Origin of the sequence: Neorhizobium populisoli (assembly GCF_019430945.1) — a bacterium.
Classification (GTDB): Bacteria; Pseudomonadota; Alphaproteobacteria; order Rhizobiales; family Rhizobiaceae; genus Neorhizobium; species Neorhizobium populisoli.
Genome location: NZ_JAHYCB010000011.1, coordinates 48752 through 61429, shown reverse-complemented (window position 1 = coordinate 61429; position 12678 = coordinate 48752). Strand labels below are relative to the sequence as shown.

Annotated in this window: 12 protein-coding genes and 1 pseudogene; 5 read left to right on the top strand and 8 right to left on the bottom strand. The window is 57.8% G+C overall.

What is annotated here, in order from left to right:
- Window positions 1-155: 155 nt before the first annotated feature.
- The 4 genes and pseudogenes from KX729_RS25670 (at window position 156) to KX729_RS25655 (ending at window position 3332) form a co-directional block, all read left to right on the top strand.
- Window positions 156-677 (top strand): YciE/YciF ferroxidase family protein, encoded by a 522-nt coding sequence (locus KX729_RS25670; protein WP_219745337.1) that lies wholly within the window; start codon window positions 156-158, stop codon window positions 675-677.
- A 30-nt stretch (window positions 678-707) separates the two neighbouring features.
- Window positions 708-1247: pseudogene (locus KX729_RS25665) on the top strand (IS630 family transposase); the annotation flags it as partial.
- 92 nt (window positions 1248-1339) lie between these two features.
- A complete protein-coding gene (locus tag KX729_RS25660) occupies window positions 1340-2305 on the top strand; it encodes a magnesium and cobalt transport protein CorA (protein ID WP_219745336.1) in 966 nt (321 codons plus the stop codon).
- Between the two features lie 76 nt (window positions 2306-2381).
- Window positions 2382-3332, top strand: a complete 951-nt coding sequence (locus tag KX729_RS25655) for a DUF808 domain-containing protein (protein WP_219745335.1) — start codon at window positions 2382-2384, stop codon at window positions 3330-3332.
- Here KX729_RS25655 and KX729_RS25650 read toward each other — a convergent pair.
- Complete coding sequence (locus KX729_RS25650; protein WP_219745427.1) at window positions 3288-3494, bottom strand: DUF3606 domain-containing protein; 207 nt, start codon at window positions 3492-3494, stop codon at window positions 3288-3290. The two genes, KX729_RS25655 and KX729_RS25650, sit on opposite strands and share 45 nt — an antisense overlap.
- Window positions 3495-3963: 469 nt before the next feature.
- On the opposite strand from KX729_RS25650, the gene KX729_RS25645 reads away from it, so the two are divergent.
- On the top strand, window positions 3964-4293 hold the full coding sequence (locus tag KX729_RS25645) for a hypothetical protein (RefSeq protein ID WP_219745334.1): 330 nt from the start codon (window positions 3964-3966) through the stop codon (window positions 4291-4293).
- Window positions 4294-4460: 167 nt separating this feature from the next.
- On the opposite strand, the gene KX729_RS34600 is transcribed toward KX729_RS25645, so the two are convergent.
- From KX729_RS34600 to KX729_RS25615, 7 genes are all read right to left on the bottom strand, one after another.
- Complete coding sequence (locus KX729_RS34600; protein WP_376776070.1) at window positions 4461-4637, bottom strand: hypothetical protein; 177 nt, start codon at window positions 4635-4637, stop codon at window positions 4461-4463.
- Window positions 4638-4899: 262 nt separating this feature from the next.
- Window positions 4900-6198, bottom strand: coding sequence for a glycoside hydrolase family 130 protein (locus KX729_RS25640; RefSeq protein WP_219745333.1), 1299 nt, complete (start codon window positions 6196-6198; stop codon window positions 4900-4902).
- A 36-nt stretch (window positions 6199-6234) separates the two neighbouring features.
- Window positions 6235-8520: a glycosyltransferase family 4 protein gene (locus KX729_RS25635; RefSeq protein WP_219745332.1), complete on the bottom strand. Its 2286-nt coding sequence runs from the start codon at window positions 8518-8520 to the stop codon at window positions 6235-6237.
- Complete coding sequence (locus KX729_RS25630) at window positions 8517-9452, bottom strand: class I mannose-6-phosphate isomerase (RefSeq protein WP_219745331.1); 936 nt, start codon at window positions 9450-9452, stop codon at window positions 8517-8519. The genes KX729_RS25635 and KX729_RS25630 overlap by 4 nt, the downstream gene beginning before the upstream one ends.
- A 580-nt stretch (window positions 9453-10032) precedes the next feature.
- On the bottom strand, window positions 10033-10677 hold the full coding sequence (locus tag KX729_RS25625) for a glutathione S-transferase family protein (RefSeq protein WP_219745330.1): 645 nt from the start codon (window positions 10675-10677) through the stop codon (window positions 10033-10035).
- A gap of 22 nt (window positions 10678-10699) precedes the next feature.
- Window positions 10700-11491 carry an alpha/beta hydrolase gene (locus KX729_RS25620; protein ID WP_219745329.1) on the bottom strand — a complete coding sequence of 264 codons (792 nt, stop codon included), beginning with the start codon at window positions 11489-11491 and terminating at the stop codon, window positions 10700-10702.
- Window positions 11492-11585: 94 nt separating this feature from the next.
- Window positions 11586-12662, bottom strand: coding sequence for a YihY/virulence factor BrkB family protein (locus KX729_RS25615; RefSeq protein ID WP_219745328.1), 1077 nt, complete (start codon window positions 12660-12662; stop codon window positions 11586-11588).
- Window positions 12663-12678: the final 16 nt, after the last annotated feature.

Here is a 12678-nt window from a genome sequence, read left to right as displayed (position 1 = left end):
CATGCCAATGCACAGAGCATTCTTCGATTTACCCGGCGCGGGGATCGCGCGAACGGACGCAGCGATTTAAGGCGCTCAGCGCGAGAGGCACCAGGTAACGGAAACGTTATCGGATTGGGAACCTTACCCGCCCGTGTGAGTGAGCGCGCTACTCAGTGTTCAGAAGGACCAAACATGGCCGCTACCAAACTCTAGACGATCTGTTTCTCGATACTCTCAACGACTTCTACTTTGCCGAAAAGCAGATCCTCAAGGCTCTGCCGAAGATGGCCCGTGCCGCCGACTCCGAAGAAGGCAAGGCAGGGTTTCTCCAACATCGCGACGAGACGCAAGGGCAGATCGAGCGCCTGGAACAGGTGTTCGAGTTGCTCGGCAAGCCCGCCCGCGGCAAGACCTGCGAGGCGATCCAGGGGATCATCGCCGAGGGCGAAGAGATCATGGAAGAATTCAAGGGATCGCCTGCTCTCGACGCCGGCCTGATCTCGTCGGCGCAGGCTGTCGAACATTACGAGATCGCCCGTTATGGCACGCTCATCGAATGGGCAAACCAGCTTGGGCTGAAGGATGCGGTGCCGCTTCTGCAGCAGAACCTTGCCGAAGAAGAAGCGACGGACAAGAAGCTGACGCAGCTCGCCAAGGCTTCGGCCAACCCGAAGGGCAAAGGCAAAGCCGCCTAGCCGGCTCGAACTGCGTCGCAAGGCCGTCTCTTCGACGGCCAAATCGATCTCGATCCGGCGCGGCTCGTCTTCATCGATGACGGCGTCAGCATAAAGATGTCTCGGCTGCGCGGACGGGCCCCTTGCGGAGATCGATGCCGCTCACCGGTCCCGCACGGCCATTGGAAAACAACGACGTTTACCTGAGCGCTCAGGTTATCGGGAATGACCGCACGCATGGTCTTGGACGGCGCGATGAACGGGATAGCATTCCAGGCCTATGTCCAGCAGGTTCTCATTCCAACCTTGGCAACGGGCGACATCGTCATCATGGACAATTTGCCTGCTCACAAAGCGGAAGGCGTGCGTCACGCAATCGAAAACGCCGGATGCAGGCTGCTTTACCTTCCTCCTTACAGTCCCGACTTTAACCCCATCGAGAAGGCATTCGCGAAGCTCAAGGCCGTCTTGCGCGCAAAAGCTGAGCGAACGATCGACGGCTTATGGAATAGTGTCGGCCACATCGTCACACTATTCGAACCACGAGGATGCGCTAAAAACTATAAATCGTGCGGATATGACCCCGAGTAAAGCGGACGCGCTCTAGATTTCCCACCATGCTCTTGTCACATCGATTGCAGCGCGCCACTTCAGACTACCCTTCCAAATAAATGCGATCTCCCATGACAGTCGTAGCGTCCTACATCTACCGGCTCGGCAAACGTGCCGAAGAACTTCCGCTGACGGGCAGCCCATTTTCGCAGAAGGACGGCGAGTTCGCCTGGATCGGTATTACCGAGCCGACTGTCGAGGAAATGGCAAATCTGAAGTCGATGTTCGATCTGCATCCGCTGGCCGTCGAGGATGCGCTGAACGGCAAGCAGGTCCCTAAGGTCGAGGTGTATGGCGACCAGCTTTTCGTCATCATCAAAACCGCCCACCTTGAAGGCGACAAGATCGCCTATGGTGAAACCTGCATCTTCGTCGGGCGGCACCATGTGATCTCGGTCCGGCACGGTTCGGCACGTTCACATAAGGAACTGAGGGAGCAGCTCGAACAGTCGCCAAAGCTTCTCGACCACGGACCCGACTACGTCCTGCATGGCATCATCGACTTCGTCGTCGACGGCTATTTGCCCATGGTCGAGACGTTAGAGGATAAGGTGCTCGAGATGGAAAAGCACATGCTGATCTCGTTTCTGGAGCGCGAGCAGATCAGGCGGCTTTTCCGCATGCGACGCCAGGTCATCCGCTTCCAGCGGATCCTTGGTCCGATGGCAGAGGTCGTCGGAAAGCTGACAAACCTGGAACTGCCCTGTATCGACGACAATGCGAAAGCCTATTTTCGGGATGTCCTCGACCATGTGCGGCGTGTCGAGTTCATGATCTCGGGCCTGCGGGAAGTGATCACCTCCGTGTTCGAAGCATCCAATCTTCTGGAACAACAACGTCAGGGCACAATCACCCGCCAGCTTGCGGCCTGGGCGGCGATCCTTGCCGTGCCGACCGCGATCGCTGGCATCTATGGGATGAACTTCGAGCACATGCCGGAGCTGAAAACGGAATACGGCTACTATGTCGTAATAGCCGTCATTCTGAGCCTTTGCGCGATCCTCTATTACCGGTTCAAGAAAACAGGATGGCTGTAGGATGATTGTGCATCTTTCCCTGACTTCAGCGAGCACTACATCAACAGCTGATTAACTGAGCCTGACAGGAGCTGGATTGGCCACCGGACTGATCGCATTGCTTGATGATGTTGCAGCCATCGCGAAGGCGGCAGCTGCGTCGCTCGACGACGTCGCGGCGCAGACCGCAAAAGCCAGTATGAAGGCAGTGGGCGTCGTAATCGACGATACTGCCGTTACTCCAACCTATGTTGTCGGCCTGGCTCCCGCCCGTGAGCTGCCGATCATAGGAAAGATTGCACTCGGTTCGCTGAAGAACAAGCTGATCTTTCTCTTGCCAATCTGCCTCGTGCTCGGATATTTCGCGCCCTGGCTTATCACGCCGCTGTTGATGATCGGCGGCATATACCTGTGCTTCGAAGGCGCGGAGAAGCTACACGAGGCATTTTTCCCCCATGGCTCAGAGTATGGTCCAGGTCACGACAAGCCGCTCGACGCGGCAGGTCTGGAAAATCATAAGGTCGCAGGCGCGATCCGCACCGACTTTATCCTCTCGGCCGAGATCATGGCACTGACGCTGGCCGGCGTTTCAACAATGGACATCTATTCGCAAGCCGGAGTACTGGCGGCCGTCGGGATCCTGATCACCGCAGCCGTCTATGGTGTCGTGGCACTCATCGTCAAAGCCGATGATATCGGATTGCACTTGACTAAGGCCGGAGGTCCTCTAGCGAAAGCGGTCGGGACCGCTCTCGTCAAAGGCGTACCCATCCTTCTGAAAGGGTTGGCTGTCGTCGGAACGGCGGCAATGCTCTGGGTGGGTGGGAGTATCATTGTGCACAGCCTCGCGGGCATGGGATGGCATGAGCCTGAACATCTGGTCGAAACGTTTGCATCGGGGGTCGAACAGATCGTGGTGGTTGCCCCACTAGTCACGAATTGGCTGGCCACATCCTTCGTTCAGGCAATCATCGGGATCGGGATCGGGGCAGTCGCGGTCATCCTATTGTCTGTCGGGAAGCAGTTCGCTGGGCGCGCCACCTTTTAGGTCCGCTTCGACCTTCTTGCGGCTGTTGCCGACCTTTTTGACGGCGTCTTTTACTTCACCTTTCGAGACGCCTTCCTTCTTCGCTTCGTATCGGACCTCATGATCCTGTCCGCCTGCGACCTTCGCTCTGTCCTGCGCCCGGCCGCGTGTTGTGGTCGCCATATCGATATCTCCTTGCTGACTACGTGATCCTGCCGCTAAAGATTTAATGATCCACGTTGATGCGGTGGCGATGATTGAAGACAATCGAAGCGGAACTGGGAGTCTCGGCAGCATGGATCTCGTCGAGGAGAGACCGGAGCGCTCGTGGAGCTAGCGGACCAATCGAGGAAGGGCGGTCCTGCCAACCGAACTTGTTCGACAAGTTCGGGAAGAGATCATTGCCGAGCGGTTGATCCGGCGGGAGCCATTCGTTGAATTGGGTCCAGGTTCGAAGCGGGGAACACCTCTTCCTGAAAATGCGATGGTGACCCATTGGGCTTCGCGACGACGCGGGCAGCTCCTAGATGCACTAGACAGCAATGCCAAAGAGCTCGACCTCCTTCGGACGAGAACGGTTCGGGAGCATCCCGACGGGCGGAGAAAGGATATCGACGAGCGGACTGCCAAACTTAAATCTCTGGAGAGTGATTTGGCAGAAATTGCAAATATCGTAGCTCAGCTGGGGAACGACGCAGGGGAACTCAACACGCTCGTGCAGCCGACGCCGCTGTTCCATCGGGACTATCGTCTCACGCTTCTAATGCGTGCTTTCGCTCCGCTCCACTCCGAAGCAATCTCGGAGACCGACGCCGCCCGGTCCCACTATCCCCCGATGTTTCTCACCGTCTCTGGGAGCTATGGGGTGCCGTTTGGCTCGCGAAGCAATTTCGGCGGTTTGGGTTCTGTGGTCCCGGTGATGAACATCACGCTCTTTGCCGATCCCGGCTTTTGTCGCACCAAGACTAGACCGGCTGCATAGACCCATCGCTCGTCGCACGCAATCATGGTGTGTTTCGGCGTGGGATATTGACCCTCCGGGGGGTGATCGGCATCCAATATTGGACGCCGATAAGGGTTCGACATTCCGAGCCGCTTAACAGCCAAGAACGGCAAGAGCTGACCTGGCCGCAGTACGGTTTAAGATGACTACGGCGAAGGGCGGCGATAGCTGCCCTTTTTGATGACGGGGGCGATCGGCGATGAAGGCTCCACCCGTCGATTGGGATGAAGTTTGACGAGATATTCCGCATAGGCCGCCACAAAACAATCGCGCGATCGCTCGACATCGTCCCGGCAGAGAAGGGCGGCGTTACAGGCGCCTATCGCACTTCAGTAGGGCTGTCCGCCACGAATTGTGAAACTGTCGGCGAGCTATTTCGAAGCCTCTCGCGCGCTCCGGACTGCTCTGTCGCCAACTCGACCCTGCCGAACGATGACAGGATGTTTCCACTCCAGGCGAAAGCCGATGCTAATAACAGAGTTCAAGGCCGTTCCCTTCTCAAAGTTCAAGTGAATACCTTATGCCCCGTCATGGATATCACGGGTGGAACGCAGCCCTTGGGTCTCATCTCATAGGTGCCGACTTTCAGCCATCGAGTGTTCGCAAAAGGTCGGCGATCCTGATTGTCGAGAAGTTCGAAAAGGTATCGCATACCGCATAGGGCAGGACGATCTGGTCGTTGTGACGCATAGCACCGCAGGTATAGACGACGTTCGGAACGTATCCTTCCCGCTCTGATGGCTCTGGCCGAACCAGGGGCTCCCTCGAGCGGGCAACAACTCGGGACGGATCGTTCTTATCGAGAAGTGCCGCACCGATCGCATATTTGCGGACGGGACCGACGCCATGGGTCAGTAACAGCCAGCCCTCGTCGAGCTCGATCGGCGAGCCGCAATTTCCCATCTGAACGAATTCCCACGAGAACTTTGGACCCATGATCATCTGTCCCCCATCCCAGGTATAGAGGTCATCAGAATAAATCAGGTACAGATTCTCGTTATCCTGCCGTCCGATCATCGCGTAACGATCGCCGATCTTGCGGGGAAACAGCCCCATTCCCTTGTTCCTGGCCGCCGAACCGTGAAGAGGTGTCATCCGAAAAGATATGAAATCGTCGGTTTCAAGCAGTTCGGACCGGATGGCCTTCCCGCTATAGGCGGTATAGGTCGCATAGAACGTTCTCTTCCCGCCATCCTCGAACGCCACGAAACGTGCATCCTCGATGCCGTTCGACTGCGCCGGCGTAATGGGAAAGATGACCCGCTCGCTGATGTGCTGCTGGGCGGAAAAGCTCAACTCCACCGGCTCACCAAGAGGATCTGATATCCGCGTATGCACCGTCGGAGTGGAGGCCAGTCGGGCCGTGGGTTCAATTTCCACACTGCCATCCGCGGCAATCAATCCGGTCCGAAACGTCAGGGAGGACACATGCCCTTCGCCGACGGCACGGAGGCTGAGGATGAAGCGCCGGCTGCCCTCTTGCACGCCGGATTGATCCGGATGCACGACGATGCTGGGGTTAAACAGCGCGGAGGCCTCGAAGGAATATTCGTGCAGAAAATAGGCGCCGACGAGCTGGCGTTGAACTTTCGTGAATTCCACGTGCGGTATGAGCGCCTCTTCCATCTCGCCTGCCCGGTTTTCAAACGTCGTGAGCAGGTTGCGGTGGCGGCCCTCGAAGTTTTCCAGGATATCTTTGAGCATGCTATCGGCTACCTCAGGATCGAGCGCGAGAACTCGATCGACGATGTGGTTTGCGCGCGTCTTGTCGGTCGGGTTGAGATCCCGTGGCTCCGTCGCCGGTTTGAAGGGACGCACCACGACCCGCGAAGGATCGGGACGCAGGAAAAGCGCCTGGCGGTTCAAAAAAGTGGATTGGGACAAAATGATCTCGATCTTTCTGGGTCCTGAGGTGCCGGTTCACGCACTCAGGGCGTGAACCGGAGCGATTGTCGAAGAATGGCCGATTGCGCGTGAAAGCTTGCGAAGCTCAACAAGCCCCAGAAGATATGACACGACGGATTCGCCGCCCCTGTTTTCATTGACGCGTGTTGGATGCAGGCCGTCCCGGCAGCTGCCGGTGTCGGGATCGACAAGCGGCAACGCTAGATCGTTGCTGCCCAGAAACCACGCGAATGCGCGTCCGGCCTCGCTTCTCCATTCGATATCCTGGTCGGCGCGCCACGCTGCATGGCATGCCGCGATGGTTGCCGTCACTTCGAGGGGCTGCTGGTCGAACCCGCGAGGCTTCGTCCGCCTATCGCTGAACCCGTCCGTCCCGATCGGCCGAAAATGGCCGAGTGCGGCGGTCTGCATTCTCATCAACCAGCGCAGGCTCTTCAGCCCGGCAGTGACGTAGTCCGATGTACCGGTTGCGAGACCGGCCAACAGAAGTGCCTGCGGCAGGCGTGCATTGTCGTAGGAAAGGCCTTCTTCAAACCAGACCCAGTCATGCGTCTCGACACGAGCGAGCAGATCGATCAGGCGGGCGGCAAGTGCCATGCGAACCCGCTGGGCGAAGTCATCATCTTTGCGGGCTGCGCAATATCCGTCGAGACCAAGCAGGGTGAATGCCCATGCACGCGGCGACCGGAAATTCTCGACCGTCGGCAGGGCCTCGGCGAAGAGCGCCGCAGCCCATCGCCGCCGGGAGGGATTGATGTCGCTGCGGGCGCACTCTCCCAGTGCCCACAATGTTCGGCCGTGGCTGTCTTCGGATCCCTTGTCTTCGAGCCAGCGCCGGTCGAAACCCATGAAATTGCGAAAATGCTTCTCATCGGGATTCCAGGCATGCTGGACGAAGGACGCAAAGCGCGCCGCCAAAGGCTCAGGGAGGGATTTCTCTCCCGGCGAATAAAGCGCAATCGAGAGAAGGAGGCCGCGGGCGTTGTCATCGACGCAATAACCGTGTGAGCGATCCGGCACCGAGTAAACGGCATGTTGAAACAGGCCCGTATCGTCGCACATGGAAAGGAAATACGCGAGCTGCGGCTCCGGTAGGGCGAAAGGTTTGCGCAGTGAAACCCCGCCACCAGACACGAGCGGTCTTGTGAGCGTTCTGCCTCGGATCGCTTCGCGGAACTGCACGAGATACCGTTCCGCCGTTCTCTCCCACGTCATCGACCGGCTTTCCGCATAGGCGCGCAGGCGCATGGCATCCCGTCGAGCGCCGTCGGTGAGTAAGGTCGCGATTTCCGCGCCGATCGTTCCCGCATCGCTGAAGGGAACAAGAACCCCGCGCCCTTCGCCCAGGAGTTCGCCTGCGTGCCAATAGGGCGTCGAAACGACCGCTTTTCCAAGGCCGAAACTGTAGGCTAAAGTGCCCGATGTCATTTGCGCCTCGGTTAGATAGGGCGTGGCATACACATCGCACATGGAAATGAAGTCCAGGAGCGTCGCCTGATCGACGAACTGGTTCATGAAAACCACGTTGTTTTCGACCCCCAGATCCAGCGCGCGTGCGATCAGCCTTTCACGATAGGCCTCGCCCTCGGTGCGGACGAGATTAGGATGGGTTGCGCCAAGAACGACATAGACCGCATCCGGCCGGCTTTGTAGGATCAACGGCATTGCGTCGATCATAACCTCGATACCCTTGTTGGGAGACAGCAGTCCGAATGTCAGGATGACGGAGCGGCCTTCGAAGCCGAGCTTCTGCTTCGCCGCATCAGGCTCGCAAAAGGCAATATCTGGAATGCCGTGAGGGATCACCTCTATCTTATCCATCGGTACGCCGTAGACCTTGCTCAGCAGCACCCGCCCCTTTTCCGCCATCACCACGACTTTCGCCGAAATCTCGACGATCCGCGTCAGAACGCGGCGTTGGGCAAGGTTGGGTTCCGCAAGCACCGTGTGAAGCGTCGTCACGACCGGCATCTCCAGCCGCGACAGGAGCGCCAGGATATGGCTTCCGGCTTCTCCGCCGAAGATTCCGAATTCGTGCTGGAGGCAGACGACATCGAACCGGCCGGCATTCAGGGCTTCCGCCGCGGGGATATAATCCTCCAGGCTTTCATCAGGGATCTGAAGCCAGACGCTCTCTGGATAGTCGTAAGCGTGGCCGTGATCCGTCATTGCAACGATCGCGGTCCCGACCGTGATGGGCGATCTTGAAACGGCCTGCTGCAAATCCGTTGTAAAGGTCGCGATGCCGCAACGGCGGGGCAGTGAATTGCCGATGAATGCAATATTCTTGAGACCGGTCATAGGCTTTGCTCCACAGCACGGAGGGGTGAAACAACCGGCCTCCTCTGTTCGATAGGCCTGCGTGTGGCGAAATCGCCGTCGAGTTCGCGCAGCAGATCGGGGTCGGGCACGCCGTCGGCATAGGCCAGTAGAATAGCGACACCATCACGGCCGACCTTGACGACCGCTTTGTCCTCGTCGGCAAAAAACACGTCGCCCACACCAGCGCGCATGGCGCCGATGGTTGCATTTCCGCCGATGACCACCGCCCAGGCTTCGCATCCCACCCGCAACTCCCAAGTGGCATCGGGCGGGAGGTCAAGCCTTTCGAATGTAAAGAAGGGGCAGGACGTAAGCTGCATCCGTTCGACAGTGATATTGGTCGGGGTCGGCTCCGCTTTTGTCGGCTCCAGATTTGCCACCGCCTGGGCTTGATCAATATGAAGCTCGCGCGTCCGCCCGTGGTCAAAGAGACGGAATGTCGTGTCGCTTCTTTGCTGTATTTCAGCAATGACCAACCCGGCGCCGATCGCGTGAATGGTTCCGGCCCGCACGAAGAACACGTCGCCGACCGAAGCCGATTGCCATTTGACAAGATCGGCGATCGATCCGCTCTCAATCGCATCACGCAATTCGATCCGCGTCATGGATTGATTCAAGCCGATGGCGACCTGCGCGCCTTCCGCGGCCGAGAGCACGTACCATGCCTCGGTCTTGCCATTAGGCATGCCCATCAATTGTGCGAAAGTATCGTCTGGATGAACCTGAATCGAGAGGTCCTGCGTGGTGAAGAGCAACTTGAGAAGCAGCGAAGGATCGGGCGTATGTGGATCAATCCGGTCAAACATGAGCTCGCCGATGGCTGATTGACTATCCGCCGAACTCCAGGGGCGCAGATCCTGGCTGCCCCACGGTTTGGATACGACCCTTGCAGTTGCGCGTTCGAATGGCATGTAAATCTCCTGATCTTAGCCGCTAAGATCAGGGTGATCCGAGGTCGGAATGTCTCCTGTGAGGCGCTACTGCCTCATCGAAACTGTTTAAAATACCAACAAATAATTCATCAGCACATGACATGCGCTTTAATTAACATAAAAATCAAAATAAATTCGAGTTTATTATGGGACCGAGTTCGTTTTCACTCTAGCAATATGTGTCAAGAATCGGAATTAACAATGTATCTGGACCTTTATTATTCTCATAATCGGGAAAATTATTTTTGAGCAATACTAATTGCGCGCAATGAATATTAGCGGGGTCGAAGCGTACCGCCCGTTACAGGCCTTGTGGGGCTGATCGGAACGCGAGCGACAACGAGTGAAAGGCTTTCCATCGCGTTCTACGGCATTCGCGGGGTCGGATCGTTCTATTATCTCGCGTATGGCATAAATCACGGAGATTTTGCAGATGGAGACCGACTTTAGGTGATCCTGTCGCTCGTGGTTTTCGCTTCGATCCTGATGCATGGACTGACAGTCACCCCGGCAATGCGGTGGCTGGACCGTCGTCATGGCAGGGAAGTCGAGTGTCCTCTCAGCTCTGTTCGGCGAAGCTGTATGGTCCGCCCCTAGCGAGCGCTCTCTTGTAAGCTGGACGAGCATGTATCTGTTGAAGCCAGCGCTTGATGTTCGGCCGCTCTTCACCGACCAAGCCCCTCGATTGCGCAGCCTCGAGCGGAAAGCTCATCATAATGTCGGCGGCGGAAATCTCGTTTCCGGCGAACCACGAGCGCGCTGCGAGCTCACCCTCGGCATAGTCGAGATGTATGTCCAACATAGGCCGAACTCTGCGGGCCATGACACGCCCGACGATCGGCACCTTAGATAGGACAAGCATCGTGAAAAGGACCGGCATGACGGAGCCTTCGGCGGAATGCAGGAACTGTCGGTAGAATAGAAGATCTTGACCGCCGTCCGGAGGTCGAAGACGACCCCCAGCCTTGCCGACCAGATATTCGCAGATTGCGCCTGTCTCCACGAGGACTGTCACGTCGCCGCCCGGCTTCCTGTCTTCGAGTATAGGAGATTTCCCGAGTGGGTGGACGCGTTTCATTTCCGCAGGAGCGGACATGTCCCGGTTTCTCTTGTACGTCCTGATCTCGTATTCGAGGCCAAGCTCCTCAAGCATCCAGAGGATGCGCTGGGAGCGACTGTTGTTGAGATGGTGGACGATCAGCATCTGCTCTCCTGGCTTTGCCGGACTATCGATAATATTTGTCGCGCAGGAAAATCGCGGCTTCGCTCGCCTCGTCGGAAGAGATCGTGTGGCCGACGTCCGGAAACACTTTCAATGATACATCGTACCCGGCCGACTTCAGCTGTCCGCTTGCCGCAACCGAAGCTGCCGACGGGATGGTCCTGTCCGCACCGCCGTGCATGAGCAGGATCGAGGTTCCCGAAGAGGGCGATGTTGGCGGCAATGGCAGCAGGCCGGCGAAACTGACCAGCGCCCCAACCTTCCAGCGACCTGTTGCTACGGCGTCGAGGGCCATGATCGCACCCTGCGAAACCGCGACGAATGCGACATTTTCCAAATCGTTCTCGAAACCCTCGCGTTCAACAATGTCAGCCACCAGCCCGTCAAACGCTCGCCGGGCCGCCTCGATGCGGTCGGGGCGCATGACCTGGTCATCGACTACGAACCACTGATATCCACCCGATCTATGTGGGGACGGCGCATCGGGTGCGACGAACCTGGTGTTCGGGAGCGTTCGTCTCCATGAGTCTGCGATGGCGTCCATCACCGATCCCCTGCCCTTGACCCCGTGGAAGAATATGACGAGGCGTCCAGGCTGAGCCGATATCGTTGAAGCTTCCGTACTCGACGCATGGCCATGTCCGATACCATTTGACGAGGTGGCCTGCGTGGCGCGCGGTCCGTGCCGAGAGGTCTCGAGTTCGGCTAATGCCGAAGCCTTTGCCGCGGTTGCGGTCAAGGGTGTTAGCGAGAGGAAGAGTAACAATGGAATGCTAGCGTAAAGGGAGGAGATCATGAGTGTCCTTGGTCTGTCACGTCGAAAACCGTCTCCAGAGCGTTTCGTTCCTGATATCTATGTCATCGAAAAGAGCACGGGCGTCATTGATGCGTTAATTTTTCGCGTCACCGACCGTGTCGGCAACGTAAGCTCCACGGCTTCCCATTGGCCGCGACATCCCCGTCGTCGTGTCTCGGGTGGTCTGATGCTCCAGCTCTGCGTTGAGTTCCGCGCCGACGATCAGGATCGCCACGGAAATCCACGTCCAGACGAGGAACCCGATCAGGGCACCGAGGGTCCCGTAGGTGGCGTTGTAGTCGGCAAAGTGCGTCAGATAGAACGAGAAGGCCAGTGACATGACGAACCAGACGCAAATAGCCAAGGCCGCTCCCCAGGTGAGCCACCGCAGGTGGGCGGGCTCCCGACTGGGTGCTACGCGATACACTGTCATCACGGCGGCTATTACGATCGACAACAGCAAAGGCCACCGCAGAATAAGCGCCATCTGTTCCTGGAACTGGTTGAGCCACAGGTAGGATAGGAGCGCAGGCAGCACCGCGACAAGGGCGACCAGGGCCACTGCCGCTACCACGAAGCAGAGAGTGAAAGCCAACCCGATCAGGTTCAGTCGGATGAAGCTTCGTTTCTCCTCCTCGTCATAAGCGACGTTCATTGCGTCGAAGATTGATAGAACGCCGCTATGGGCGCTCCAGAGAGCGACAGACAGGCCCACGAAAAACGTGACTCCGAGGGTGCCATCGCTGCGCCTGGCCAAGGATTTGATCTGCTCACATATTATATCGAAAGCCCCCGGCGGCAAAAGTCCCGACAGCTTCGCAAGATGGTCGGAGATCGTCATCGGATCGGCGATAAGCCCGTAAATGGATACCAACGCCGTCAGCCCGGGGAACAACGCAAGAAGGAGATAAAAGGTCACCCCGGCCGCGATGAGCATAACCCTGTCTTGCGAAACCTCCTCGACCAGCCGCCAGAAGACATCGAGCAGTCCTTTCGCTGGAATGGCTTCCGGGACCTCGGCGTGCCGTCCTCGCTGCATGTCCACCGGCTCGGATTGCCGCTCACTCGAGAGCGTTTCCTGGTGTCTGTTTTTGACAAGCAGTAACGACACCGCCAGCCCGAAGGCGATGGTCGCTATCGGTAGCTTTTTGATGATGTTCATTGCCGGCATTCGCGTGGTCCTCTCG

Bases quoted from the DNA above. Each gene is read 5' to 3' on its own strand.
- KX729_RS25660 (WP_219745336.1), top strand. From the start codon at position 1,340: ATGACAGTCGTAGCGTCCTACATCTACCGGCTCGGCAAACGTGCCGAA.
- KX729_RS25650 (WP_219745427.1), bottom strand. From the start codon at position 3,494: ATGGCGACCACAACACGCGGCCGGGCGCAGGACAGAGCGAAGGTCGCA.
- KX729_RS25635 (WP_219745332.1), bottom strand. From the start codon at position 8,520: ATGACCGGTCTCAAGAATATTGCATTCATCGGCAATTCACTGCCCCGC.
- KX729_RS25630 (WP_219745331.1), bottom strand. From the start codon at position 9,452: ATGCCATTCGAACGCGCAACTGCAAGGGTCGTATCCAAACCGTGGGGC.
- KX729_RS25625 (WP_219745330.1), bottom strand. From the start codon at position 10,677: ATGCTGATCGTCCACCATCTCAACAACAGTCGCTCCCAGCGCATCCTC.
- KX729_RS25620 (WP_219745329.1), bottom strand. From the start codon at position 11,491: ATGATCTCCTCCCTTTACGCTAGCATTCCATTGTTACTCTTCCTCTCG.
- KX729_RS25615 (WP_219745328.1), bottom strand. From the start codon at position 12,662: ATGCCGGCAATGAACATCATCAAAAAGCTACCGATAGCGACCATCGCC.